Source organism: Bacteroidia bacterium (assembly GCA_037045145.1).
GTDB lineage: Bacteria > Bacteroidota > Bacteroidia > AKYH767-A > OLB10 > OLB10.
This window is the reverse complement of the sequence record JBAOIA010000012.1, coordinates 759,411-786,369: the sequence shown is the minus strand read 5'-3', so window position 1 is coordinate 786,369 and position 26,959 is coordinate 759,411. Positions and strand designations below refer to the sequence as shown.

Below are 26,959 nucleotides of genomic sequence, written 5' to 3'. Positions count from 1 at the left end.
TACATACTCCAATATTGGCCCAAATAAGATGATAAAAACCTATGACGGAGGTTTTCTGATCTGTGGAAATCACACTTATAGTTCTTTAAAAAGTAATGCACTAATAATTAAAGTTGATAGTATTGGACAGCTTATTTGGACAAAGTCTTTTGAAGATACTATAGGCTTACATAATTTAATTGACATTATAGCTACATCTGATCAGAATTATCTTGCAGTTTTTTTAACAAATACAAGTAATCCTATTAAATTAATAAAGTTCAATAATAATGGCGATATTTTAAACACTACCCATTATATTTCTAATTCTATTTACTCTTTACGTGGTGTGTTCGAGGCAGAAAATGGAAATATTATTGCCTATGGGTTTGCTCTAAGTGCAGCCATTTTTTCGGGGCCAGTTGACTTTTTTATTATGAAGACAGATTCTAACTTGAATGTCATTTGGGCTAAGCAAATTAATTATAAATATCAAAGTCAATTTATTAGAGGCTTAATGTTAAGTGATGGAAGTTACTTGTTTCAAGGTACTGCCTATGACACAACGCCAACACCTACACGTAATGATTTAGTTTTAGCCAAAACAGACACTGCCGGTAATTTTATATGGTTTAAACAATCAGGTAATTATCAAGTGGGTAGTGGCATGGGTAACGGACCGGCAGTAGTAACAAATTATGGTGATATTACTGAGAAAAATGGTTCTATTTATAATGCATTCAATGTTAGTTGGTTTTCAAATTTCTATCAATATGATGTTATCATTCAAAAACTTGATTTGAATGGTAATGAAATAGTAGCCCATCAATATGGAAATGATGCAGGTGGAACACATGACACAAGAACTATTGCATGTACTAATTTTAATGAGATTCTATTTTCTACAAATGGACACTTAGTAAAAACTGATGAGAATCTGAATTTTATTTGGGCTAAAAGGAATCACCCAAACCAACAACAAATATCAATTTTCAACTCATTAACAATATCTGATTCAAATTATATAGGAGTTTTAAATTATACTAATCTTCCACATTCAAACTCTTTACTAGTCAAGACCGATACTTCAGGTGAAATAAGCTGTAAGAATGTTCCTAATGCACCTCTTTTTAACCAACAATGTATCATAGGATCTTTTGATAAAATGAATCTAATTACTTCAAACAATGTTTCGATAAATGTAGTAGGTGTTTTCCATCAATCACAAAATTATACTCTTATAAATGATTCGCTACAATGCTTGACTTCAACTAATTTTGAAGATGAGTTTTCAAAGCAAAACACCATCATTGCTTTACATAATCATATTGTAACAGATTTTTTGAGAGTACTTTACCTTTCAAATGATTATTCAAAATCTCAGCTATTTATTTATTCAGTGAGTGGCAATTTAATACTAAAGATGGAAATTTTACCTCAGCCTATTAACAATATTTCACTTTTAGAACTCCCTTCAGGTTTATATACTTTAATTTTTAAAAATAAAAATTATTTCCAAGCATTAAAATTTGTAAAAATATGAAACGATGTTTTCAACTGTCAATTATCGCGATGTGTTGTTTATTACAACAAATTGTATTATCACAAGATATTATTAATCCTTATTTATCTTATTCAACAAATCAATATCCTTCTATATTTTATGGAGGTAATGTGCCACTAAATTACAACTTCGAGCATCCAATGGTTTTTGGTGATATTTCATCATACAAATCGCCTAATAATTTATATTACTTAGGAGAATATGAGCTCTGTGTCAGAAAACATTTCTGGTGGGATTTATTAGGATTTGAAAATGTGCCTTTCCCTACAAACGTTTCTGTTTCGTACCAATATGAAATGGTGTCTTTCCCCTTTACAATGAATTGTGCTTTTACAAACAGCACTAATCAGAATAGTTCTGATCCTCCAGGATGTAATTTTGAGAGTACACAAGATAGATTTTTATATATGCCCGACCCAAGCAGCACGCAACATGTAAATACTTTAACAGAAGATTATTGGGTTTATAGTGTCAATGGTTTAACATGGTCAAACAAGTTGTATAATAAAACTAATATTCAAAAAATTGATGCAAGTGGTTATTCTTCCGGGGTATTAGCAGGAGCAGGTAGCCCATATATTGCCAACACACTTGTATCAGCAGCTTTTGAAGCTACAAACGGTATTGGAAACAGTAATGGCAATGAAGATAGGAAAGCAATACCTCACACCGTAATTAAACATACATTAAATTTACATAACGGAGTAAATGCTTCACCTTCAAATATTGTATTATCCTATTCTTTTTATTATGACAATACCAGAGGTAGAATGCGTTATTATCCGTTTGTACCAATAAATGCAATAAGTGGTGCTGATGATACACATGATGTAATTTTTGTTCCTGAAATTATTACTAACCTTCACCAGGATAATGCGGGTAATTATGATAAGCCACATGAGTATGATGATTATTATAATAATGATTTGATTTTACCCGGAGGCGCATTAAATTATTTCCCTACAGCTGAGCTACCTCCGAATCCTCTATGCAATAATCCGCCATGCAATTTGCCTTTACCTGGTAATTCCTTTGCAACGGGACCATTCGTTGATTTTATTTACCCATCGCCATATACTTTGTACTCTTCACCATTAAGGAGTTCACGCTCACAATATCTTGCAGGATATGAATTGAATCAAAGTAGTCAAATAGCTCCACTACCCGGCATCCGCCATAGTTACTTTATAGACCAAAACACCGATTTAAACATCATCAACCCAACAGAAAAAGAAATATATAACCCCAGCGAGGCTACCATCACAGCAAGTAACTTTGTGTTTCCGCAAGATTATACTTTTAAAACCATCAGAGGTGTTTATCCCAATGAGGCAGAAGCGCTGGCTTCACGCATAGCAGAGAACGGCTGCGATGCCAATACCGATTTAAGAGAGGTGCCTGTTAAGACAGACCTTACCACAGAAAACACAACCGATGCCATTAACTTTCCGCTGTCGGCACTACCGGCAACGCAGCATCTGTATGCCTCGCGCTATTACCTTGAAAACAACAGCAAGCTAACGGTGCAGAATTGTGTGCGCCTGTTTGACTGCACCTTTGATGTGAAACAAGGTGCCACCCTGCAGTTTGACGATTATCCGGCACACTATGGCAAAGAAGATCATAGCTTCGACAGAGCCAACACACGTTTTAAAATTCAGACCTTAAGCGGTGCTGTGCTGCGCAACTACAACGATGTGCAGTATTTGCAAAATGGTGATATTACACAAACCCTTCCGCTGCACTATAAAGCCATTCGCGAAATATATGCAGGCAGCAATGTTGACCCCGATCAGGATATTCCAAAGCAAAATTACATAGCACAAAGCGGCAGTAACATAACCTTGCAGGCCGGAGAAGTAATTTATTTAAAAGAGGGTTTTCATGCCATGAGTGGCAGCAATGTGTATATCACACCCACATCGGCCGGAGGTTCTGCAGGTCCAGATTTAACTTAAAGTATTCCAACCATGAATCTGAAACAATATGTCTGCTGTATTTTATTGGGATTAACTTCCATAAATTTGAAAGGGCAAGAAATTTTTTCAAAAGTATACGATAGTATAAGAGTATATGATGCTTTTAATCTTGATATAGGTTATATTGCATTTGGAGCATCATGGAATTCAAGTAAGGAATTTGGTTTGATTCTATCTGTTGATGATGAAGGAAATTTTCTTTGGGCGAAAAATATTGAAGATTCTTCTTCAAATCTGACTTTAACCAAGACAATTCGGTTAAAAAACAAACAGTTCTTAAGTATAGGAGCAGCATTTAATCCGCTTAATTTTACTAGTTATAACTTTATAATTAAAACTGATTCTATTGGTAATGTCATTGCAATAAAGAAGATCATGCCATCTGACTCTATTGGAGTTTTTGATGTAATCGAAAGTAGTAATGGTAATTTAACTTTTTGTGGAGGTATAAATTATGGAAATATTCCGCCTTTAGCGATTAATGATAGGCGATTCATAGTTTTTCAATCAGATAGTAATCTGCAATTAATTTGGGGTAAAATGTATAGTGGAAAATGTGAAGCTGGATTTAATGTCATAACTGAAACTATTAATAGTAATTTTGTTTTACAAGGTATGTTTACGGATACAATTAATTATCAGAATGTACCTTTTAACCCATTCAGAAGAGATATAATTGTAGCAACTTTAGATAAGCTAGGTAACATAGTGTGGTTCAAACGAATTGGCAACCCATTATTTCCTACAATACCTTCTTATGGTAAAGGCGTGTGCCAAGCAGGTAAAGTTGTTGTCTTTGATAATGGAGAAATACTCAACGTTTTTTCAACACAGTGGTATCCAACCCAATTTACCAATGGTAAAGATGATGTTATTTTGCAACAATTGGATAGCATGGGTAACGAACTTTATTCAACTAGGTTTGGTGATGAAACTTATGGATCACAAACATTCAACACTTTGACATTTGATGAACGTAATATTGTCTTTGATGCAGGTCAGTTTTTAATCAAATGTGATAGTTTGTTCCAAATACAATGGGTTAACAGTATGGCACAAGCCAATGGCTATGCTCTTTCATATCCATTAGAAGCAATTATTAAGTCAAACAATGACACTGGCTTTATAGGTTTTTTGCCTTTGTGGAAATCTAATAGTGCGCATCTTTGCCTTTTTAAAACCGATAGTTTGGGGCATTCAAATTGTCTTAACTTAGCTGTGCCATTTTTTACAAGCCCTGAAATAGTAGGTTCAGATGAAATTACCAATGATTTGATTACTGACACTTTGTTGGCGAGTTTAGATTCAACTATACAATTTTACAGTAGTAGTTATTTCACTAGCAATTCTATAATATGTAAAACTTCAACAGGTAAATTGGACTCCAATTTGGAAATAGGAATCCAAGTGCAACCGACTTTAGTTCTGGAGAATTTTTTCATTAAGGTAAGTGATGTCACTAGTAAATGGAAATTTGAAGTATTGAATCTAAATGGAAATATCATCATGTCAGAAAATATTCGATGCGATAATCAAAGTATTGATTTGAGCCAATTTGCCAAAGGAATGTATATTGTCAAAGTGTTTAATGAAAATAGTCAATTGTATGTTAAAATAGTAAAGCTATGAGAAATGTATTTTATTTATTGGTAATTAATTTAATTGTTAATCCCGTAAGTGCACAAGATTTGATTAATCCTTATATTCCATATACAGCAAATAATCATCCATCAATGGTCAGCATAGGCAATCCATTATATGTACAAACTGATCAGGCACCCTATATTTTGTTTCACAATCAGACATATTATAATGGAGAGTACGAAATTAGTATGGAAGAAAACTATTGGTATAATTTCATAAATAATACACTCCCTGTTAACCAGTGTTCAAGCAGCGGTGTTTTGAATTTTAGTTTTCGGCTTGCATTGGTTTCTTTTCCATTTGTTAACGAATGTGCCTATACTAATAATGCATGTAGTCAAACGCCAGTCAGAGAATTAACAATGCCCAACGAATTGTCAGGTCATTTTACCTACAATGTTGCTGACTCTGGATGGTATTACAACAGTAACCCTACAATTTTAATGAATTCTAGTGGAATGGTAAAGTTCGCTAGTTGTGGATACTCTGGTGGACAGAGTGGAGGAGGATCTCCAGTGGCAAATACATTGGTAACTAGTTGTTACCACGGAAGCCAATTAAATACACCCTATAGAAGAGCAATACCACACTCAGTCATTAAGCACACTGTATATGCACATTGCGACTACCCACCTAATGAAAATAATATTATTGGCCAATTTAGTTTTTATTACGACAATTCAAGAGGAAGAATGCGGTATTATCCGTTTTTTGCAACCAATGCTGTGCAGGCAGGTCCGGAAAATTATGATGTCATTTTTTATCCTATGTTAATAAAAAATCAAAACGAGATAGACCTCCCTAGCCAAACGTTATATTTAGGAGATGATGAATCAGTTTACGATAACCATATTGTAATCAGTGATGGAGGAATTAATTATTTTAAACATTCGGAAATTAATCCAACATCAGCGTGTGTATCAAATCCATCATTTGCAGTGCCTGTAGAAATAGGGTCTCTTTTTAATGTATGGACACCTAATGCAGTTAACCCAAGTTTTTATTATCCATGCTATAGTTATATTTCAGCGCCATTAAGATCTGCAGAAGGTAATTATTTAGCAGGGTACGAAAAAAACCAACAAAATCAAATTGTTACAAAACCCGGCATCCGCCACAGTTACTTTATAGACCAAAACACCGATTTAAACATCATCAACCCAACAGAAAAAGAAATATATAACCCCAGCGAGGCTACCATCACAGCAAGCAACTTTGTGTTTCCGCAGGATTATACTTTTAAAACTATCAGAGGTGTTTATCCAAATGAGGCAGAAGCATTGGCTTCACGCATAGCAGAGAACGGCTGCGATGCCAATACCGATTTAAGAGAGGTGCCTGTTAAGACAGACCTTACAACAGAAAATCCAACCGATGCCATTAACTTTCCGCTGTCTGCACTACCGGCAACGCAGCATCTGTATGCCTCGCGCTATTACCTTGAAAACAACAGCAAGCTAACGGTGCAGAATTGTGTGCGCCTGTTTGACTGCACCTTTGATGTGAAACAAGGTGCCACCCTACAGTTTGACGATTATCCGGCACACTATGGCAAAGAAGATCATAGCTTCGACAGAACCAACACACGTTTTAAAATTCAGACCTTAGGCGGTGCTGTGCTGCGCAACTACAACGATGTGCAGTATTTGCAAAATGGTGATATTACACAAACCCTTCCGCTGCACTATAAAGCCATTCGCGAAATATATGCAGGCAGCAATGTTGACCCCGATCAGGATATTCCTAAACAGGATTACGTAGCACAAAGTGGCAGTAACATAACCATGCAAGCAGGAGAGGTAATTTATCTTAAAGAAGGGTTTCATGCCATGAGTGGCAGCAATGTTCACATCATGCCCACATCGCCCGGTGGTTCGGCAGGGCCATGCAATTTACCAATAGCGGCACGTATGGCTGCGGCCACACAACAGCATCAACAAAAGAAATATGAGACCTTGCCCGCTCTTAATATTTATCCAAACCCTACTGCAAATGTTGTTAAGCTGCATAACCGTTTTATGCCACTAAAAGCAGAAAGATTGGTAATAGTAGATGTTTATGGCCGCACAGTGTATGAACAAGTAAACTTTAACAGCATATTACATACACCGGATTTCAGTCATGAGCCTAATGGCATGTATCTGGCCAAAGTGATGCAGCAAGGAAAAACAGAAACATTGAAATTTATGGTGCAGCATTGAAATATTATGCTGACTGAATTAAAAGTTACTACACATTTTACAAGAACACGGATGTAAATTATAAAAAAAAACTCAAATCTCAAAAACCATGAGCCGTTATTTTTTAGTTTTAATAGTCTGTTTGATGCACTACTGCGCCAATGGGCAGCAGGTGGTGCAGAAAATGTTTTGGAGTCAATATTTGGACAATCCAAACAGAATTATTGAAGCTGCAAATGGCGATTTTTTATTTATTAACTATCCTATATCAGCAAACAGCTATTACGCTACAACTTTAACCCGAACAGATTCTGCATTAAATATACTTTGGAATAAGGAGTATGTTGTTCCGGGCTACCTTGTCTTTTTCCCTTATATCAAAGAAATTGCACCAGACACATTAATTGTTTGGGGTGGGATAAACGATTCTATTTCAACTCAGCTCATCAATACATTTTTACTAAAGATTGATGGGAATGGAACTGTTATATCTGCAAAGATATTACAAGACCTAAACAACTTTTATATTCATGACATCATCTGGAGTGATGTACAGCAGAAGATGGTATTGTATGGTAAAAAAGTAATAACGGGTTTCTATGACGAGCGCATGCAGATATTAACTTATGACAAGGATTTAAACTATTTATGGGGGAAAGAATATGCTTATGGTTTTCAGGATGATATTATTTCTGCTGATTTTTTTAGTAATAACGGTTTAATTCTGCAAGCTGATGTTAATCACTATATTGATTCGTCCTCTACAGAACCTTGTTGTGGTACGCTTTTGATCCACATTGACTCCACAGGTAATGAATTATGGACAAAAAGAATAGGTAATATACCTAACTTATATTCCGGGAACGGCAGTATCCATGCAGGAGAAATACTTGTTTTGGAAAATCATGAAATAGTAAATGTTTATCATACTACTTATTATAATAATAGTCCAAAGAATGATATTGTTGTTCAAAAAACAGATAGCTTAGGAAATGAAATAAATTCATTAAGGATATCTAATGCTACAAATAATATACATAGTTGTCAGCAGATTTCCAAAAATCAAAATTTAATTTTAAGGTTAAACAATTTCACCAATTTTATTTTAGATCAAAACCTTAATTACATAGATTTTAAACGAATAGTTCCATCAAATAATCAAATAACAATTTTAGATCAACAAATATGTACAAATGGACAGACGGTTGTATTAGGACAGTATATGCCTAGCAAAAAAATAAGTGTCATGCTTACAGATAGTATGTCTAATATCGGGTGTTATCAATATCCTTTTATTCCCTGTCCTTATCAAACTGTTTCTATGCCCAATACTGGTGCATATTACCCATTAAACAGCACTTCTTTAACTGTTTTGGATAGTACAGTTGCCATAAGTGCTTCCGGCAATTGGATTTTACAGGACAGTTTACTTTGTTTATCATCAACTGTGGTTTCAGAAATTATTTTTGATGAAATAAAAGTTTTTCCAACAATGACCTATAATAAAGTATTTATCGAGTCTTCTTTGAACAATCACTTCATGGCAGAGATATATAATACAGTTGGACAAAAATTGGAATATTTTGCATCATTACCTGAAATGGTTGATTTATCTCACCTTCCGAAAGGGGTCTTAATTTTGAGAATAAAGAGTAAAAGTTATTTAAAATCATTTAAACTAATCCACCTATGAAATATTATTTAGAAAGAATTAAGTATTTTTTAAAGCTGACAATTTGTACAGCATTAATGTCGTTCAACTTATGTGCGCAAGATGTCGTAAATTTTTATAAACAACCACCAGTAAATCTGTCAGATTTCTATATTAACAACCAAATAAGTTCATTTTCTCGTGATTTTATTTTTAATAGCCAGTTTTTCAGAGACTACAACAACGGTATATTTTTTAATTCACAGAATTTTGATGGAGAATATGAAATGTGCTTAATACTACACCCATGGTATTATATATTTGTTACGCCTGTTTTAAATATAAACCCACATCCTAGTTATATTTATACAGTTACCTATAATTATGAAGTGGTATCTTTTCCATTTCATAAAGAATGTGCCTATGTAGGTACAGGAGACTGCACAGAACAAACACCTTGCAGCACTCAAGTAAGGAATATGAATTTGCCTGTTGAAGATCAAAACCCCATTCGTCCTCGTCTGAAGTCAAGTACGTGCGTAAGGGACGAGGATATATGTGGTTCTATAACAGGTGTTAATCACCTCCTCATCTATCGCGCACAACGCTACCTATCAGATGTGGACGAGTGGGGATAAACGCATCAACAAATTAGAACAAGAGAACAAGAGAACAAAAAATCAAATCTCAAAAACCATGAGCCGTTATTTTTTAGTTTTAATTGTCTGTTTGCTGAGCTACTGCGTCAATGGGCAGCAGATAGTGCAGAAGGTGTATAAGTTTAATGTGGCAAATGGTTATAATTGTATTTATGATTTTGCAAAGAGTGCAGAGAGTTTCTACTTCATAGCTAATCAAGGTATCAATTTCACCCACTATTATAGTATTATTAAAACAGATACTTTCTTAAACACATTATGGATTAAGGAGTTTACAACCACAGCAGGAGAAATAACGATCAATCAAGTGATTGCACTTTCAAACGATTCGCTTATCATAAATGGGAATTATAGCTATAACAACAAAAACTATTGCTGGTTGGCAAAAACAGACTCTGCATTAAATATTGTTTCGTTTCGTTGTTTGGATATACCCAATTTTGAATACAGTAAAACACAATTATGTAATGGTGATGTTGTGGTATATGGCACACAACGATTTGATGATTCAATAACTCACAGAAAGATATTTTTAATAGCTATGGACACAGAGTTAAATATTAAGTGGAAAAATCAAATAGAGTATTTAGATGGAAATGATAAAATTAAAATAGCTGAGTATCCGGGTAATGGATTAGTGGTACAGGCACAGGCTTATATTACGTTCTCTACACCTACAGTGCCCGGTTTGAATACATTTATAGTACGCATTGATTCAACGGGCAATGTAATTTGGGCAAAGCGAACCGGCACTTTTGGCCCATCGCCAAGCACTATTCCTTATTTATATAGTGGAGATGTTAAAGTTGACCATCAGGGAAATATAATCAGCAGCTTTCAGTCAACGTATTGGAGTATTTTAGACTTTGACAATGTACTTCAAAAACTAGATCCTCAAGGCAATGAAATTGCATGTAAACGATTTGCCAACGTGTCCGGGCAGGATGCATTAGTTGATAATATTTCCATCAGACCTGATGGAAATATTATTCAATTGATGAACAAAAGAGAACATGTAATAACCGATGCTAATCTTAATTTTTTAAATAGAAGAAGATTGTCTACATCTCCTATAGGTGTTTTTTGGAACCAGCTGATAGATGAAAATAATCAAATAATTAATTCAGGAGCAACACTTTCCCCGTACGAGTACGGATTAGTTGTTAAGTCAGATAGTTCTTCGGCAATTGGATGTGGGAACAATCCGTATTTATCAATATCAGTACAAAGTGTTTTGTTTTCTAACACAGATATTACAGGTGACATTATTCTAAGTAATTTTATGACTGCTGATACGACTATTTATTTATCACCAAATAATGTTAGTGATATTTCAGATTCTGTTATTTGTAATAGTGCAACTCAATTTCAGGAGCTAGAGTTTAGAGATATAAAAATATACCCAACCATAGTGGACGATGTTTTGAATATTGGATATACCAATGGAGATGGAGCAACTATTGAAGTCATTAATACTATGGGTTCTGTGCTAATGAAATTGCCAATTAGAAGGTCTATTTCTGTTAAAGAACTTTCGAAAGGAATTTACTTTATTAAACTAATTAAAGATAATGATTTTATAACCTGCAAATTCATTAAACAATGAGAAAGATATTTATCATGTTATGTTTAGCAACAACAAATTCTGCTGGACAAAATGTACTCAATGCTTATAATAATTCATTGAATGATCCAAATGATTATGATTTTGAAAACTTAAATTCTAATTATCTCAATAATTTTATCTATTCAATTCCGCCAGGAAGTGGTTATTACAGAGGAGAATTTGAAATTTATTTTGGCAGGCTTCCGTGGTATCAACTTTTTATTGACCCTGTTGTTGCACTAGGTGCAAGTAGTAGCACTGCAGTGCCATACGTTTATTCAATGAGTTACTTTTATGAGGTAGTGTCGTTTCCATTTCATAAAGAATGTGCCTATGTAGGTACAGGAGACTGCACAGAACAAACACCTTGCAGCACTCAAGTAAGGAATATGAATTTGCCTGTTGAAGATCAAAACCCCATTCGTCCTCGTCTGAAGTCAAGTACGTGCGTAAGGGACGAGGATATATGTGGTTCTATAACAGGTGTTAATCACCTCCTCATCTATCGCGCACAACGCTACCTATCAGATGTGGACGAGTGGGGATAAACGCATCAACAAATTAGAACAAGAGAACAAGAGAACAAAAAATCAAATCTCAAAAACCATGAGCCGTTATTTTTTAGTTTTAATTGTCTGTTTGCTGAGCTACTGCGCCAATGGGCAGCAGGTGGTGCAGAAGGTGTATTTTCAACATGGGCAGTTTGCACAATCACCTGATGATATAGTTGAAATGCCAGATAGCGACTTGATACATATCAGCACACAATCTTCAATTGCCATTGCAAACTATCATTTTACCAATTTAGTACGTACCGACTCTGCCTTAAACACCAAATGGCAGAAGGAGCTAAAAGTACAGGGAGGCACTTTTTCTAGCAGTGATTTATTTCGAATACATAACGATTCACTTATTATAAGTGGAGCTTTCGCAGATTCGGGCAGCTATGATCCTTTTAAAAATTGTTTGGTTAAAACTGATAGTTCAGGTAATGTTGCTAGAGCCATAGCTTTGATTGGTGACACTTTAGTAAGTGGTAGGGCGTTCCTTGCCAACGACAGCACAATAATGATTGCTGGTTGTCAGGGCGAGAAACATAACTTTTACGACAACAGAAGAATGTTTATTGCTGCGCTTGATCTTAACTTTAACTTATTATGGAACAAAGTTTATGTTTATAATGATGATGCGTATATTACCAGAATAGTCAAGTATATTGACAATGGTTTTATCGTTCAGGCTCAAATATTGGAAACCGATACTATTTTTCTTGATCCACCGACTAGTGTTTTAGTAATGCGGCTCGATTCCCAAGGCAATTTAATCTGGGCCAAGAGGATAGGAAATATTGTACCATCTATTTTTGGTGCCACATCTATTTATGCAGCAGATATAGTTGTTGAGCCCAACGGCAATATACTCTGTGGAATTGCAACGCCATATTTTTCTATTTTATATGACGATGTTATCTTGCAACGACTTGACTCATCGGGGAATGAGCTACAAACATTCCGTTATGGAAATTCGCAACCACAAAATAAGGAGCTAAAAAAAATTATCGCTCATAATAATGGTAATTTTATTTTACAAATTAATAGTAATTTTTTTTTAGAGATAGACAGTAATCTTAGTATTTTTAATTCTAGAGTTATTAGTTCAGTACTGAATATTCAGCCAACTACTTTATACGGAATATGTCTTGTATTAAAAAAAGCAAAAAATGGTGGATTTATTAACTGGGGTTATATTAATCAAACATATCACCTATTATTGGCCAGAGCCGATAGCACCTTGAATTTTGGATGTCAACTAATTGTGCCAAAGCAACTTCAAAAACAACTAGTTAGTTTTCCAAATATTGATAGAACAAGTTTTGTCAAAACCCACTCTTGTGTACTACACGACAGCACTATAACAATACAAGTTTCGAATATTAACTATTTAACGGATACTATATATTGCCATTCTTATACTGAGCAACAAGAGCAAATTATTCAGAATTCTATGAAAATTTTTCCAACCATAGCACAGGATAAACTTACTGTTTTAGGGCGAAAAGAGCCTGGAAAATTATATTTTAAAATTTATGATTTGCAAGGAAAAGAGCGAATCTATAGAAAGCTAGAGGATGAAAGTATAGATATAACATCACTGCCTTTTGGCTTTTATTTGCTTAAGATCTATTGTGGTTCTCAAGCCTACAACTTTAAATTCATCAAACAATGAAAGCTTTATTATTTTTTACAGGAGTATTTCTCTCTTCAATGTTGAATGCACAGGAAGTTTTAAATCCGTATAAAAGCTACTCCTATTTATCTGAGTTCAATTATAATAATAGTTTATCTGGTTATCAGAAAAACTTTAGACTCGGTCCAATTAATTCCCCATATTATAATGGTGAGTATGAGATCAGTTTATATAAATTACCGTGGTACAAGTTGTTTATTGATCCGGCATTGGCAACCGGTCAACCGTTGCTGTTTTCTGCCAGCTATACTTACGAAACTGTTTCTTACCCTTTTCAAATTGATTGTGCTTATCAAACAGGTAATTGTACAAACGTTATTGACCCATGCTCAACACAGGCTAGGAGTCTGTCCATGCCAATAGAAGATAGTCAGCATTTTGTTTATAACATAAATGGTTATTTTGATTATGTTAATGCTGCAACAAATGATAAATTGTACGTTCGAACACCACTACGTGATTTTTCTGGCGTTTATTCTAGCGGAAATATGGGAATTCCTAATGGAATCATTGGTAACACTTTGGTTTCAGCAGGGTTTACTTCTTCCGTAGGATTTAGGCAAGATAGATATATTCTACCGCATTCAATTTTGAAGTTAACAATAAATTTACACTGTGGTCCGGATAAGACATCACCAATTATAAGTTCGTTAGTTTACTACTATGACAATACTAGAGGAAAAATGAGAATTTATCCATTTAAGGATTGTAATTTACCAGCTAATCAGACTGACTATGATGTAATCTTCGTTCCTGAGGTATTGTATGGTGACGATCAATATACCAACCCATATAGTGATATTATTCTACCAAACGGAACATTGGATTATTTTCCATTTTCTGAAATAGGTGTTGATGATGCAGCATGTTCTACAAGTATAATATTCCCTAATCCTACTTATAACTATTATAATCCGGAAAATATGTATTTGTATTACCAAAACAATTATCCAACTTCAACACTTGCAAATCAAGCAATGTACAATGATATTTATAGTAATAGCTATTTGCTTTTTCCTAACCCCTATGCACTAAATACCAATCCGCTTAGAGATAGCTATGGAGATTTTTTTGCCGGCTACGAGCCTCCTTCATCAGGTACCTCAAATAATTTAACCCTCAAACCTGGTATCCGTCACAGTTATTTCATAGACCAAAACACCGATTTAAACATCATCAACCCAACAGAAAAAGAAATATACAACCCCAGCGAGGCTACCATAACGGCAAGCAACTTTGTGTTTCCGCAAGACTATACTTTTAAAACAATACGTGGCGTGTATCCCAGCGAGGCAGAAGCCCTTGCCTCAAGAATACTTGAAAATGGCTGCGATGCCAATACCGATTTAAGAAACGTGCCTGTTAAGACAGACCTAACCACAGAAAACACAACCGATGCAACAAATTTTCCACTTTCTGCACTGCCGGCAACGCAGCATCTTTATGCCTCGCGCTATTACCTTGAAAACAACAGCAAGCTAACGGTGCAGAATTGTGTGCGCCTGTTTGACTGCACCTTTGATGTGAAACAAGGTGCCACCCTGCTGTTTGACGATTATCCGGCACACTATGGCAAAGAAGACCACAGCTTCGACAGAACCAACACGCGTTTTAAAATTCAAACCTTAGGCGGTGCTGTGCTACGCAACTACAACGATGTGCAATATTTGCAAAATGGTGATATTACGCAAACCCTACCGCTACACTATAAAGCCATTCGCGAAATATATGCAGGCAGCAATGTTGACCCCGATCAGGATATTCCAAAACAAGATTACGTAGCACAAAGCGGCAGTAACATTACCTTGCAGGCAGATGAGGTAATTTATCTCAAAGAGGGTTTTCATGCCATGAGTGGCAGCAATGTTCACATTACGCCCACATCGCCAGGAGGTTCGGCAGGGCCATGCAATTTGCCAAATGCTGCACGTATGGCTGCTCACATCCAACAGCATCAACAAAAGAAAAATGAGACCCTACCCGGTCTTGGTATTTATCCCAACCCTACTTCAAATGTTGTTAAGCTCCATAACCGTTTTATGCCGCTAAAGGCAGCAAGTGTAATAATACTGGATGTTTATGGGCGAATTGTTTATGATCAGACAAACTTTAACAGCACATTACATACACCGGATTTCAGTCATGAGCCTGATGGCATGTATATGGCAAAGGTAATACACCACGGAAAAACAGAAACACTGAAATTTATGGTGCAGCATTGAAATATTATTTGTTTTGAGTAATGTTGTTTAACACCACAGACAGTTTCTCTGTTAAATTTCTACGGCAAAAAGCTTCAATGTTTTTTGCATCGGATTTAAGTTCGCTTTTCAAAAATTTATTGAAATAATCTTTGAGTATAGTTTTTATACTGGCGACATCATCATAAGCTGCACAATGTCCACTTTGTGTTTCAACAATAATTTTTGCTGCATCGCCATCTGTGGGGCCAATGCACAATATAGGTCGTTTAGCAGCTATATATTCAAAAAGTTTTCCGGTCACCACACCTTTGGCATTGGGAGTGTTGTTGACCACAAGTAGTAGTACTTGTGATTGTTGTTGTATGCGCACTACCTCATCATGAGGAATGTAGTCTATGCGATAAACAAATTGCAGTAAGCCGGCATTTTCTATTGCGCTATTTACTAAAGTATCTACTTTACCGACTAACTTTATCTGAAGGTGATCCTTTAAAGAAGGCTCTTCTATTAAAAGCTGTTGTAAGGCTTTCCATAAGCTTTCAGGGTTTCGTGTTTTTACCATAGTGCCTACATGGGCAATGCTGAATTGTTTATCTGTTGACAGTGCAGCAGCTACAACATCATCATCATCGTAGCCGTTGGTAATACATTCAATCTTTCTGCTAAACTGAGTTGCAAACTCCTCTTGCATGGTCTTTCCTACGGTGACAACGGCATCGGCTGTAGTTACTACAGCTTTTTCCAGGCGGTGATGTTTTTTGTCTGCCCAGCGTGTTAGTTTTAAATCTTTGTAAAAATCAATATTGGTCCATGGGTCACGGAAATCTGCTAACCAAGGCAATCCCGTTTTGTCTATTAGCTGCATGGCTATCAGATGGCAGGTGTGGGGAGGGCCTGTGCTGGCAATGGCATCAACGGTATTGGTATTTAACCACTGCTGCAATGCCTTCACCGAAGGTTTGATCCATAACATCCTTGCATCTGGAATAAAAAAGTTGCCTCGCACCCACACGGCAAAATCCTGAAGAAAGCTTTTCTTTTTCTTTTCTGTCAGAAATCCTGCATGAATCTTCTCGTTTTTTTTACGACCTGTCAGCAGTTTATAAATTACATAAGGCTCTTTGATGGGTACTTTAATAACTTCCAGATTTTTTGGAATGTCTTTTAACAAGGAATTGTCTTGTTCCGGAAATTCGCCATTAGCAACGGTAAACACTACAGGCTCCCAACCAAATTCACTAAGGTATTTTGAGAATTTTAACCATCGCTGCACACCTGCACCACCACTAGGTGGCCAGTAATAAGTGATGATTAATACTTTTTTCAAGGCAATGAACTGTTATTTCTTATCGGTTCCTGATTTTACTTCAATCCATGCACCTGCTGCAAAGAGCAACAGAAGAACAATTGACCCTGCAAGTGAAATTTTTTCTCCTGTAAAGTAAACTTCAGGTTCAAACTTAAATTCTATTTTATGCTTTCCTGCCGGTACTGCCATGGCGCGCAGCACATAGTTTGCCCGCACATAGTCAGCTTTTTGCCCGTCAATGTAAGCATTCCATCCTTTATCGTAATAAATTTCTGAAAATACACAGAACTGCGGCAATGCCGTCTGCGTTTCATAAACCAAGTCATTACATACAATAGAAGTTAATTTTAATGGTAGCCGTAGAGTCATGTTGAGGTGCAAATGATTTTAATGTATTTTCAAATCGCTCGTCAACGAAGGCAATAGTTCGTGGATTGAAATTTTCCAATGCAGCTATTTCTGCATCGGCATTTGCAACATTTTTACAGTATCAACAAACCAGGCAGCACCAATTGCACCGGGATTAAGTTGTGCCTGCAGGCTGTTTGTCCTTTATCCGCTTACAATAAGATATTTGGTGTTGAGCATGTCAAGCACACTCATGTTATTTTTTGAAATACAATTTTCAATCAGTTCCTGATAGCGTTTTAATTTAGCGCCATGATAGCCACCTATGCTGCGATGAAAATAGGAGGTAGAGGCATCGCTGAATGCATTTACTGTTGTGTTCAGTACTCTGAATCCGGGTGTAGTATCCTGCAAAATTTGTGTATCTGCAGCAGTGGGTTCAAAAGGTTTTTGTGTTTTACTTTTTGCCACAAAATTGTTGTCATTGAGGTAGCGTTTTCCAACAGGCCATAAGTCAACAATAAAAAGAATGGCAATAGTAATTACTGCAACGTTTGTTTTTATTTTATCTTTTAACATAAACCATAGTACACCAAAAGTGGCAGCAATAAAAAATAACGAGCGTAATGCATCCATTCTCACGGCACTTTCGCGGTCTTGTTTGATGGCAGTAATCAGCCAGTCATATTGTTTCAGTTGTTCATCTGCTTGCGAGCTAAAGTCATTAAACATACCGGGAAGTAAGGTAAATAGCAAACAAAATCCACCGGTAATATAAAATGCTATTTTGAGTGACTTTAATATATCGTTCTTGTTGGTTTTACCATCAAATATTTCTTTCATTGCAAGAAGAGCGAGCAATGGCATTGTGAACTGGGCAATGGTTAGTATCATACTCACAGCTCTGAATTTATTGTATCCGGGAAAGTGATAAAAGAACAACTCATTGAAAGAAAGAAAATTTTCACCCCACGAAAGCATAAATGATAGTATTGTTGCCACCAGCAGCCACCATTTTTCTTTTCCTTTTATAAGCATAAAACCCGCAACAAAAAGAAAGCAAACAATTGCACCTGCATAAGGAGGGCCTGATGTTGAAAGCATATTACCGAAATAGAGTGGCACTGCCTGAATAAAACTTTTTGCTTGTTGAACAGGCACACCATTGCTTGTTAATGCCTTGTAGGTGGCAGAATTTTCATCCAGCGGACTGACAGATGCTCCACCATGAAAACGTGGAATGATGAGTGTGAATGTCTCACTGATACCATAGCTGTAGCTGAATGCATAATCTTTATCGAGGCCTGATGATTCTTTTTTAGAAGTAAGCTCACTGGGTCCACGAGTGGAATATTTTCCATACTCATAAGTTGCAGCCAGACTGGTATAATTTGGTAAAATGCCTATCACTGCTGCAATGGCCAGTACGGTGGCACTTTTCATAAAGCCACCTAACTCTTTTTTCATGACGGCATCAATGAAATATGCAATGGTCATGACTAAAATTGCAATCATCAGATAATAGGTTATCTGAAGGTGATTGGCATAAAGTTGCAAGGCAAGTGCCATTGCTGTCATGGCACCACCAAACCAAAGCCTCCCTCTAAATGTAAGGATGATACATGCAAATACCAAAGGTATCAAGGCAATGGCATGAGCTTTAGAATTGTGTCCTGCGGCAATGATTACAAAATTGTAACTTGAAAAGGCAAAAGCAATGGCACCTGCAATTCCCATCCTGTAATCAAACTTCAGCACCAGCATCAGAATATAAAAACTTAATAGAGCAAGAAATACATAGGAGGCAGGAGAAGGTAAAAAGAAAAATAAAAGGTCATTGACATATTGAATCAGATTAGCCGGATACAAAGTTGAAATCTGATAGGCGGGCATTCCGCTAAACATAGCATTTGTCCATAAAGGTTCAACATGATATTTATCTCGGAAATCAGTTAGTTCTTTGCTCATCCCTGTCCATTGAGCGATATCATGTTGACTCAGTCCCTTACCTTCGAATAAAGGTAAAAAATAAACGGCTGTTAAGAGTAAAAAAATTACGATGGCTATGCCGTGAGGGATTAACTTCTTGAAGTTTATCTGCATACTATTTCTTTATTGGGCAAATGTAATAGTTTGTAAAGGAATAATGCTGTTGTTTTTCAGGCATAAAAAAGCCTTAACATCGGGGACATTAAGGCTTTTAGCTTATATGGGAAAATTACTTTGCTTTTATGAAGCGCTGTGTTTCTACATGACTGCCAGTGGCTGTAACAAAATACATGCCTGCTGATAGGTCTTGAACATCAACAGAAACTTTTGTATTTGCAAGAACATGGATAGCTTTTATCACCTGTCCTGCAATATTTTTAATCTCTATCAAAATATACTCTCCTTTTTGACCTGCAACATTCATGTTTAATAATTCTTTTACAGGATTAGGATAAAGAATCATAGCAGTAGAAACAAGATGGGTTTCAATTCCTGTTGGTGTAGTGGTGCAGATTTCAAGCCCCCAGCCATTCAATGAGCCACCATCGGAATTAAAATGGTCGGTTATTGTTAATGTCCAGTTGCCTGCTGCTTGTTGTCCATTGAATACACTCAGCGGTGTAACGGCTTTATAAGTGCCACCACCTACAGGGGGACAAGGGAGCGCACCGGGTGCTGCGGCATCATCAAAATTACAATCAAAGTCATTTTCATTACCACAAATCTGATCAAACAATGTTACCGTTGTGTTTTGTGGACTTTTAATACTTATTGTAAGGTCACTAATCCATGTGTGCGTACCGGTAAGACCAACTACATTGACATCCGTAATAGTTCCTGCTGAAGCAATGTTTAATGTTGAAGTAACTGTAGGAGCACCACTTGACGGAATAACAACAGGAACATTTGCACTTGCTAAATTCGAGCAATTGTTGGTTGTAAATGACCATGAGGCGCTGAAGCTATTTGCAAAGCATGAATTATACGACTTCACATGCCAATAGTAGGTTGTACTTGATAGCAACGGGTTAGTAGTAAAAGTGTTTGTGCTGATGCCGGTTGCAGAAGCAATTACATTCGTAAACAATGAATCTGTGGCAACTTCAATATCAAACAGTGTTCCCGGGCTTAAAGCAGCTTGCCAGGTTAAAGTTGCAACAGAAGCGATGCCACTGCTTCCATCAGCAGGCAGTGTTAATGTTGCGGCAGGTAAGTTTACGTCTAAAATATCAAGTGTAACAGAGGTTGACTTTGTTACAGATGGAGAAGTTCCTGTAATAGTAAGATTATATGTTCCGGTCATAGAAGGAGTTAATCCTGTAATCAGCAATTGTACAGGAGTACTGTCATTTACTGCTGTGGCAGGAGTAAATGTTCCAGTTGCACCGGCAGGAAGTCCAGATATAGAAAATACAGTAGTTTCATTGAATGCCAGAAAAGTGTTATACATAAAATTATAAGTAATGTCATTTGGAGGACAAACACTTTGTGTTGAATTACTCATGTTCATCACAAATTCTGATGCCTGAATGTTGATATAGCTTCCGTTTAGTGCATAAAAAATATTGCCTGCACCACGAACCATCACACGTCCCCATTGCGAAGCAGCACCTGCTGGTACTACAACATTGGCACTGCCGTTATTAGGTACGTTGGTTGCAAGTGTATATGGGTAAGTGAATCCGCTGTCGAGAGAAAGAAAAATATTTACGAATGGTGAATTAACCGGAGCAGCATCTGTTCCTGCAACATTCCAGGTTACAGTTTCTGAAGCACCTGCATTCCAGTTTGTAGGTGTGTTTTGTGAAGTAACAACAAATGGCCCTGAGTTAGCAACAGTTACTTGCATTAGATCCGAGGCTGTTTGTCCACCATTCACATCGTTATCTCTAACAATAAAAGAGTAGTTTAAAGTTCTGGCTACATCGGGAGTTTTTTCCCATGTAGGATATAAGTTTTTAAGTACAACACTTCTCAGATTGGGCATATAACGGTTAGGAGATGTTCCGGGTTTTATTGCTCGTGACAAAGGTCCTACCGCCCATGTTGATTGTGGGCTACTGTTTGATGGTGCCTGTGCAGGGTCGTTCTGACACCAGTTGTATGTTAATGATGCCATACCATCAGCATCAGTAGCAGATCCTTCTAAAACAAAAGCTGTGCCTTTGGGAATGGTATAATCAGCACCGGCACTGGCAGTAGGTGGGTTGTTGGTTAAAGCGGTAGTTACTGCGCAAGTGCTGCTACCGGTTTGTACATTGGCAGAAATATCTCTTACATTAACGTAGTTGAAATCATCATCACTATGTGGTTGTATGTTTACAGAGCAAATACCTGCATAGCCCATGATGGAGCTGCCACTGCAGGGTTCTACTTCTGTGTTGCCGCTACCACTTCGGCTGCAGGTGTTCATAATATGATAGCCACCATACTGATGCCCCATTTCATGGGCTACATAATCAATGTCAAAAGGGTCGCCTGTTGGGTTGGCACTTCCAGTCATGCCACGACCTTTATGTGTACCGCTTTGTGAAGAGCTTAAACAAACACAGGCAATACATCCTGCATTGCCACCACCTGTGGTATTAAAGTTATGTCCGATGTCGTAATTGTTTACTCCAATGTATTGATCACAAACCTGAGCTGTCTTTGTATTCCATTCATTAGACCATGGATCTTGTGCGGTGTTTCCATAATAAATCAAAGTGTCATTGTTTGGAACAAATTCCATTGTAATTGCAAGGTCGCGTTCGTAAACACCATTTACACGATTCATGGTGATCGTCATCTGTGCAAAAATGTCGGCTTTTTCATTACCTGGAGTGGTGGCGAAAATATTTCCATACTCAGCGGTGCAAGTCAATGCAAGTCTGTAAGTTCTCAATAGCTGATCATCGGTATTGTTGTTAATGCCAGCCACAGAATTTGTCATGCTTGGTAACTCTGCATCTTCATCGGTTAGGCATTCAAAATTGCGAGCATTGCCGGCTAAAGAAGCTTTGTCATAAACGATGTAGTAATTTATATCCTTGGTATAGGTGTCAATATAATTTGTTGGATTAGTTCCCGATAATATCATGCCATGCAAACCAAACTGTGTAACACTGAAACGCATTGTTGCAGTAGGGTCATCAATACCTTGTGCACAATATGTTTTAATCATTGGATACTTGTTTGAAAGTACTTCAGGCATTATAGGTGAAGCATAAACTTTGAAGGATTGCATTTTCCCATAAGCATCAGGGAATTCAATTATCAGGTTTGATTGCTGACCGCGATTTGGTGCTTGCTGCAATAAACTTTTCAGTTGCTGCAAGTTTAATTCATAATAGTATGCATTTGACGGTATGGTGTTTCGATTCATTTTTTCCAGTCCGGATAAAGAAACCTTCTCAACAGGTTTCCAATAGTTATTTCCGGCAGTTGATTGCCCATAGAGCAACACTGCAATGATTAGCATGGCTAATTTACTTAAAGTAAAGTTTTGCATTTTTATTTAATTTGTTTTTGTTTGATTTGGAAATGCTGCATGAATTTACCTCATGCAACGATTATTCCGCTAAAGTAGCAGTAACAGAAACAAGTATTATTATAGATAGCAGCCAGTTAATAAATGAGTAATCTCAGCCCCTTGTAAAGTTAAAAAAGGGTGTCGTTTTCATGTAATACCAGTAAGGGAACCTTGGTGTTGTATGACACGCTTTTTGCTATACTTGGCTTATACAAGCCTTTGAAGAAGTTTCGATGTCGGGTGTACATCACTAAGGCGTCAGCTTTGAATTTTTTAAGAAAGTGACTTACGCCATTCTGAATTGAAACATCGGTACATACATATCCTGATTGTTTTTGATATTTTACTTTTTTACGTACCAAATCTGTTATTTTTTTGACATCTATTTCATCTTTCGATAAAGTTGTTGTGTCAATATACAGAAATAGCAATTCACTGTTAAACTCCTTAGCAAACGGAATCAGCTCTGATGCTTTGTTCAGGTTGTCATCTGAAAGGTCAGTTGCATAAACAAGTTTTTTTAGCCCGTTAAATTTAACACGTGGTGGAATAAGAAGTACCGGACAAGGTGCATTTTTTACAACACGACCAGCATTGCTGCCAATTAAAAACCGTTCTCCTGCACCACCACCTGTTGTTCCCATAACAATCATATCAACTTTCTTTTCAGATGCTGTCTCCATTACACGTGCAGAGGCTAATCCTTGTTGCAGTATTAACTCTACCTTTAGTTTAGCATACTTATTTACAAAAAACTTCTCTTTGAATTTCTTCAACTTTTTTGCTGCAGCATCATGTAATACTTTATAATCATATTGTACCGTTACAAATGCTACATCACTGTATAAAATTGGTGTTTCGAATGTATGCAGTAGTATTAAACTGGCATTGCTTTTCAGTGCCATTTCACTTGCATAGGCAACAGCATGTGTTGCATTAGAAGAAAAGTCTGTCGGACAAAGAATAATTTTCATATCAATAGCGATTTTGTTATTTTATTAAGAAGTTATCTATAGAAATTAAATCCCATGCTTCAGGTAAAATCAGTAAGGCAACTAGCAAAGCCAATCTGGGGAAAACATGTTGTAAATCCCACATGGGTCGCATGATGCTGAAGGCAAGAGATGCACCAATCATATTCAAGCCTAGGAGGTATAAAGAATAATATTTAAAAAGCCCGATGATTAATAAAAATCCTCCTGCAAATTCTATAAACGATGATAATGTCAGCAGAGGTTTAACAACAGAGAGAGGGAATCCTTTTTTAACTAATTCTGAACGATAAATTTCTGTTACTTTAGTTATGCCTATGGTAAACAGTTTTTCATAACCCTGAAACAAAAACAAAATACCTAGAACTACTCTGCATAGAAATACAGCAAAAACTTCAGGTGACCAAATATTGTACATGATTATTTTTTTACAAAGGTAAAAACTTAAAGTTAGTTATACATGATTTATCTCACAGAATGTTGTGATGTTTAGAAGCTTATGCAAAGGGTATTTAGAAAAGAGAAAGAAAAATATTTTAAATTTGTAACTTTATACATCTATGTTATCATTTATAACAGATCGTTTTAAACAGTATAAAGAGAACGAAGAAAATTATAAGTTAGCTCGTTCGCGATATGTTGTTGCACATGAATATTACCGTTTCAGAATAAGTGTCAGGCAGGCACTTGTTTCTTTAGCCTTTGTTTCATTAGGAATTATTTCAGCTGGATTTGGGTTGAAAGGATTTTTGATGCCAAATAAGTTTATTGATGGGGGCGTGACCGGAATTTCACTCCTTGTAAGTTTAAAGACAGTCATTAGTGTTTCAGTATTAATAGTTATCATTAATATCCCGTTTCTAATTCTTGCCTATAAACAAATTGACCGTAGATTTTCTGTTAAGAGTATTATTGCCATTGTATTTCTTGCCCTTGCAGTTTATTATATCCCATATCCAATAGTAACTAATGATAAATTACTCGTATCGATTTTCGGTGGTTTTTTTCTTGGCATGGGTATAGGCTTTGCCATTCGTGGTGGTGCAGTGCTTGACGGTACAGAAGTACTTGCAATTTATATCAGCCGGAGATCAGGATTGTCAATTGGCGAAATTATTTTTGCTTTTAATATTGTGATTTTCAGTTTTGCCGCAGTGTTAATTTCTATTGAAGTTGCCATGTATTCAATTTTAATTTATTTGGCAGCGTCAAAAACAATTGATTTTATTCTTGAAGGAGTAGAGGAATATACCGGTGTGACAATCATTTCATCACACAGTGATGAAGTCAGAAGGTTGATTACAGAAAAATTAAACATGGGGGTGACGATATATAACGGTAAGCGTGGTTATGGAAAAAACGGACATAATCTTGCGGAAATTGAAATTATTTACACCGTTATTACCAGATTAGAAATAGCTAAACTTAAAACTGAAATAGAGCATATTGACCCTAATGCGTTTATCATTATGAATACCGTTCGTGATACAAAGGGTGGCATGATTAAGAAAAGAACATTAAAAGATTTTTAAATAGTTGTTAGTGTAAAACATCTGTTTGTCATGTAGAAAGTTGATGATTTTAATTTCATAGTAAGGATATATGGAGTTAAAGTGGTATTGAAATTTGAATACATATAATAAAAGACTCATTTTCAAATAATCCGGGAAAGAACACTTTCATTTATTCTAAAACAGTCATCATTGCTACACAAAGCTTTCAATCATCAAAAGCCAGTAATTTAACAACGTAAAATAGAAGATTGGTCATAAAAAAAGCCGCCCATCGGGCGGCTTTTTTTGGTTTTAAATCAATCTGTTATTTCAACTTCAATTTCTCTTTTACCATACTCATAATATCGTCAGAGTCGTTTGTGTAAAGTAGTGCACCAACGCTTGAATCGAATATGTAGGTGTAGCTTTTATCTTTTGCAACAGCTTTGATAGCTTCGTCAGCTTTTTTGATTATCGGAGAATAGACTTCTTCTTTTTTCTTTTGAACAGAAGTTTGTGCAGACTCCTGGAAGTCCTGAATACGGTCGCCTAAATCACGTATTTCTTTTTCTTTAGCAGCTTTAATTGGTTCTGCCATAGAACTGGCTTTTTCCTGATATTCGGCAACTTTTGAATCATATTCTGCAGTCATAGTTTTCATCTGAGCTTGTAATGTTTCACCAAACTTTTGTAAAGTAGAATCTGCTGTTTTAGTTTCCGGCATCATTGCCAGTAATTGTGTGGAGTTAATGTGTCCTAATTTTATTTGAGCTGATGCAAATAAACTGCTACATACAAATACTCCGGCAATAAAAAATTTAATTGGTTTTGTCATGATTAATTTATTGGATGATATAATTTGTTATTTTTTTATTGGTTGTGCTTCGTCAGAGCGTGATGGAGAGTCCATGCTTTTTCCACTGTCTTTGGTGCCGGTACTGCTGCCACTGCCTGATGAACCGGAAGTTCCGCCCGATTTGCCACCACCTTCAGTTACTTTGGCTTTATAGCCCATTGCGTTTAAAATTTCATCGCTCTTGTCGTACTTTGGATTGGTATAAAGCATAGTAAGGTCACTTGATTTGTCAAAGATAACAGCATAGCTCTGATCTACTGCCATTTTCTTTACAGCATTATAAATTTTATCCTGTATTGGCTTTATGAGCTCTTGTTTTTTCTTAAACAAATCGCCCTCATAACCAAACTTTGATTTCTGGAGTTCTTTTACTTCTTTTTCTTTTGCGGTGATTTCTGCTTCACGCTTGCGCTTCATGTCTTCTGTGAGTAATATCTGCTCTGCCTGATAGTCTTTATACAGTTTGTCAATAACTGCATATTTAGCTTCAATGTCTTTTTGCCAATTTACAGAAATCTGATCCAATTGTTGCATAGCTGATTTGTACTCAGGAATATTATCTAAAATATACTGAGAGTTAACGTATGCATACTTCTGAGCCATTACTGAAATGGAAGAGGCTACTAAGAGTGCTAATGCGATGATGATCTTTTTCATTTTACGTTTAATTAATGTGTGCAAAGATATGATTTTAGCTTAACCATATACTAAATATCGTACCACTAACACCAATTGCCGTGAACAACGG

At 36.2% G+C, this 26,959-nt stretch carries 19 protein-coding genes; 11 read left to right on the top strand and 8 right to left on the bottom strand.

Going from position 1 to position 26,959, the window contains the following annotated elements:
- The first annotated feature begins 28 nt into the window (after positions 1 to 28).
- From V9G42_12795 to V9G42_12750, 10 genes are all read left to right on the top strand, one after another.
- Positions 29 to 1,522 (top strand): hypothetical protein, encoded by a 1,494-nt coding sequence (locus V9G42_12795; GenBank protein MEI2760299.1) that lies wholly within the window; start codon positions 29 to 31, stop codon positions 1,520 to 1,522.
- On the top strand, positions 1,519 to 3,501 hold the full coding sequence (locus V9G42_12790) for a hypothetical protein (GenBank protein ID MEI2760298.1): 1,983 nt from the start codon (positions 1,519 to 1,521) through the stop codon (positions 3,499 to 3,501). The genes V9G42_12795 and V9G42_12790 overlap by 4 nt, the downstream gene beginning before the upstream one ends.
- Before the next feature lie 12 nt (positions 3,502 to 3,513).
- Positions 3,514 to 5,151 (top strand): T9SS type A sorting domain-containing protein, encoded by a 1,638-nt coding sequence (locus V9G42_12785; protein ID MEI2760297.1) that lies wholly within the window; start codon positions 3,514 to 3,516, stop codon positions 5,149 to 5,151.
- Positions 5,148 to 7,367, top strand: coding sequence for a T9SS type A sorting domain-containing protein (locus V9G42_12780; GenBank protein ID MEI2760296.1), 2,220 nt, complete (start codon positions 5,148 to 5,150; stop codon positions 7,365 to 7,367). The genes V9G42_12785 and V9G42_12780 overlap by 4 nt, the downstream gene beginning before the upstream one ends.
- A gap of 88 nt (positions 7,368 to 7,455) precedes the next feature.
- A complete protein-coding gene (locus V9G42_12775; GenBank protein MEI2760295.1) occupies positions 7,456 to 9,039 on the top strand; it encodes a T9SS type A sorting domain-containing protein in 1,584 nt (527 codons plus the stop codon).
- Entirely contained in the window at positions 9,036 to 9,635 is a 600-nt protein-coding gene (locus V9G42_12770; GenBank protein ID MEI2760294.1) for a hypothetical protein, read from the top strand. Before V9G42_12775 ends, V9G42_12770 begins: the two co-directional genes overlap by 4 nt.
- 58 nt (positions 9,636 to 9,693) lie before the next feature.
- Positions 9,694 to 11,262, top strand: a complete 1,569-nt coding sequence (locus tag V9G42_12765) for a T9SS type A sorting domain-containing protein (GenBank protein ID MEI2760293.1) — start codon at positions 9,694 to 9,696, stop codon at positions 11,260 to 11,262.
- Entirely contained in the window at positions 11,259 to 11,810 is a 552-nt protein-coding gene (locus V9G42_12760; GenBank protein MEI2760292.1) for a hypothetical protein, read from the top strand. The genes V9G42_12765 and V9G42_12760 overlap by 4 nt, the downstream gene beginning before the upstream one ends.
- Positions 11,811 to 11,868: 58 nt before the next feature.
- Positions 11,869 to 13,488 (top strand): T9SS type A sorting domain-containing protein, encoded by a 1,620-nt coding sequence (locus V9G42_12755; protein ID MEI2760291.1) that lies wholly within the window; start codon positions 11,869 to 11,871, stop codon positions 13,486 to 13,488.
- Positions 13,485 to 15,731, top strand: coding sequence for a T9SS type A sorting domain-containing protein (locus tag V9G42_12750; protein ID MEI2760290.1), 2,247 nt, complete (start codon positions 13,485 to 13,487; stop codon positions 15,729 to 15,731). Before V9G42_12755 ends, V9G42_12750 begins: the two co-directional genes overlap by 4 nt.
- 4 nt (positions 15,732 to 15,735) lie before the next feature.
- On the opposite strand, the gene V9G42_12745 is transcribed toward V9G42_12750, so the two are convergent.
- The 6 genes from V9G42_12745 to V9G42_12720 all read right to left on the bottom strand — a co-directional run bounded on the left by V9G42_12745 (position 15,736) and on the right by V9G42_12720 (position 24,280).
- Complete coding sequence (locus V9G42_12745) at positions 15,736 to 17,040, bottom strand: glycosyltransferase family 4 protein (GenBank protein MEI2760289.1); 1,305 nt, start codon at positions 17,038 to 17,040, stop codon at positions 15,736 to 15,738.
- Between the two features lie 12 nt (positions 17,041 to 17,052).
- The gene (locus tag V9G42_12740; GenBank protein MEI2760288.1) at positions 17,053 to 17,391 is read right to left on the bottom strand and encodes a YfhO family protein; all 339 of its coding nucleotides are present in this window, start codon (positions 17,389 to 17,391) and stop codon (positions 17,053 to 17,055) included.
- A gap of 183 nt (positions 17,392 to 17,574) precedes the next feature.
- On the bottom strand, positions 17,575 to 19,473 hold the full coding sequence (locus tag V9G42_12735; protein ID MEI2760287.1) for a hypothetical protein: 1,899 nt from the start codon (positions 19,471 to 19,473) through the stop codon (positions 17,575 to 17,577).
- Between the two features lie 115 nt (positions 19,474 to 19,588).
- On the bottom strand, positions 19,589 to 22,849 hold the full coding sequence (locus V9G42_12730; protein MEI2760286.1) for a reprolysin-like metallopeptidase: 3,261 nt from the start codon (positions 22,847 to 22,849) through the stop codon (positions 19,589 to 19,591).
- A gap of 149 nt (positions 22,850 to 22,998) precedes the next feature.
- On the bottom strand, positions 22,999 to 23,844 hold the full coding sequence (locus tag V9G42_12725) for a universal stress protein (GenBank protein ID MEI2760285.1): 846 nt from the start codon (positions 23,842 to 23,844) through the stop codon (positions 22,999 to 23,001).
- A 16-nt stretch (positions 23,845 to 23,860) separates the two neighbouring features.
- Positions 23,861 to 24,280: a DoxX family protein gene (locus V9G42_12720; GenBank protein MEI2760284.1), complete on the bottom strand. Its 420-nt coding sequence runs from the start codon at positions 24,278 to 24,280 to the stop codon at positions 23,861 to 23,863.
- 142 nt (positions 24,281 to 24,422) lie between these two features.
- Here V9G42_12720 and V9G42_12715 point away from each other — a divergent pair, with 142 nt between their 5' ends.
- Entirely contained in the window at positions 24,423 to 25,394 is a 972-nt protein-coding gene (locus tag V9G42_12715; protein ID MEI2760283.1) for a YitT family protein, read from the top strand.
- A 286-nt stretch (positions 25,395 to 25,680) separates the two neighbouring features.
- Here V9G42_12715 and V9G42_12710 read toward each other — a convergent pair whose 3' ends face one another.
- Both V9G42_12710 and V9G42_12705 read right to left on the bottom strand, forming a co-directional pair.
- Positions 25,681 to 26,190, bottom strand: a complete 510-nt coding sequence (locus V9G42_12710) for an OmpH family outer membrane protein (protein MEI2760282.1) — start codon at positions 26,188 to 26,190, stop codon at positions 25,681 to 25,683.
- A gap of 27 nt (positions 26,191 to 26,217) precedes the next feature.
- Positions 26,218 to 26,868 carry an OmpH family outer membrane protein gene (locus V9G42_12705; GenBank protein MEI2760281.1) on the bottom strand — a complete coding sequence of 217 codons (651 nt, stop codon included), beginning with the start codon at positions 26,866 to 26,868 and terminating at the stop codon, positions 26,218 to 26,220.
- Positions 26,869 to 26,959 lie beyond the last annotated feature (91 nt).

What these genes read in the sequence shown, in the direction of transcription:
- V9G42_12730 (MEI2760286.1), bottom strand. Translation starts at nt 22,849, where the DNA reads ATGCAAAACTTTACTTTAAGTAAATTAGCCATGCTAATCATTGCAGTG.
- V9G42_12760 (MEI2760292.1), top strand. Translation starts at nt 11,259, where the DNA reads ATGAGAAAGATATTTATCATGTTATGTTTAGCAACAACAAATTCTGCT.
- V9G42_12710 (MEI2760282.1), bottom strand. Translation starts at nt 26,190, where the DNA reads ATGACAAAACCAATTAAATTTTTTATTGCCGGAGTATTTGTATGTAGC.
- V9G42_12755 (MEI2760291.1), top strand. Translation starts at nt 11,869, where the DNA reads ATGAGCCGTTATTTTTTAGTTTTAATTGTCTGTTTGCTGAGCTACTGC.
- V9G42_12735 (MEI2760287.1), bottom strand. Translation starts at nt 19,473, where the DNA reads ATGCAGATAAACTTCAAGAAGTTAATCCCTCACGGCATAGCCATCGTA.
- V9G42_12750 (MEI2760290.1), top strand. Translation starts at nt 13,485, where the DNA reads ATGAAAGCTTTATTATTTTTTACAGGAGTATTTCTCTCTTCAATGTTG.
- V9G42_12775 (MEI2760295.1), top strand. Translation starts at nt 7,456, where the DNA reads ATGAGCCGTTATTTTTTAGTTTTAATAGTCTGTTTGATGCACTACTGC.
- V9G42_12720 (MEI2760284.1), bottom strand. Translation starts at nt 24,280, where the DNA reads ATGTACAATATTTGGTCACCTGAAGTTTTTGCTGTATTTCTATGCAGA.
- V9G42_12780 (MEI2760296.1), top strand. Translation starts at nt 5,148, where the DNA reads ATGAGAAATGTATTTTATTTATTGGTAATTAATTTAATTGTTAATCCC.
- V9G42_12765 (MEI2760293.1), top strand. Translation starts at nt 9,694, where the DNA reads ATGAGCCGTTATTTTTTAGTTTTAATTGTCTGTTTGCTGAGCTACTGC.
- V9G42_12795 (MEI2760299.1), top strand. Translation starts at nt 29, where the DNA reads ATGATAAAAACCTATGACGGAGGTTTTCTGATCTGTGGAAATCACACT.
- V9G42_12715 (MEI2760283.1), top strand. Translation starts at nt 24,423, where the DNA reads ATGTTATCATTTATAACAGATCGTTTTAAACAGTATAAAGAGAACGAA.
- V9G42_12740 (MEI2760288.1), bottom strand. Translation starts at nt 17,391, where the DNA reads ATGACTCTACGGCTACCATTAAAATTAACTTCTATTGTATGTAATGAC.
- V9G42_12770 (MEI2760294.1), top strand. Translation starts at nt 9,036, where the DNA reads ATGAAATATTATTTAGAAAGAATTAAGTATTTTTTAAAGCTGACAATT.
- V9G42_12725 (MEI2760285.1), bottom strand. Translation starts at nt 23,844, where the DNA reads ATGAAAATTATTCTTTGTCCGACAGACTTTTCTTCTAATGCAACACAT.
- V9G42_12785 (MEI2760297.1), top strand. Translation starts at nt 3,514, where the DNA reads ATGAATCTGAAACAATATGTCTGCTGTATTTTATTGGGATTAACTTCC.
- V9G42_12705 (MEI2760281.1), bottom strand. Translation starts at nt 26,868, where the DNA reads ATGAAAAAGATCATCATCGCATTAGCACTCTTAGTAGCCTCTTCCATT.
- V9G42_12790 (MEI2760298.1), top strand. Translation starts at nt 1,519, where the DNA reads ATGAAACGATGTTTTCAACTGTCAATTATCGCGATGTGTTGTTTATTA.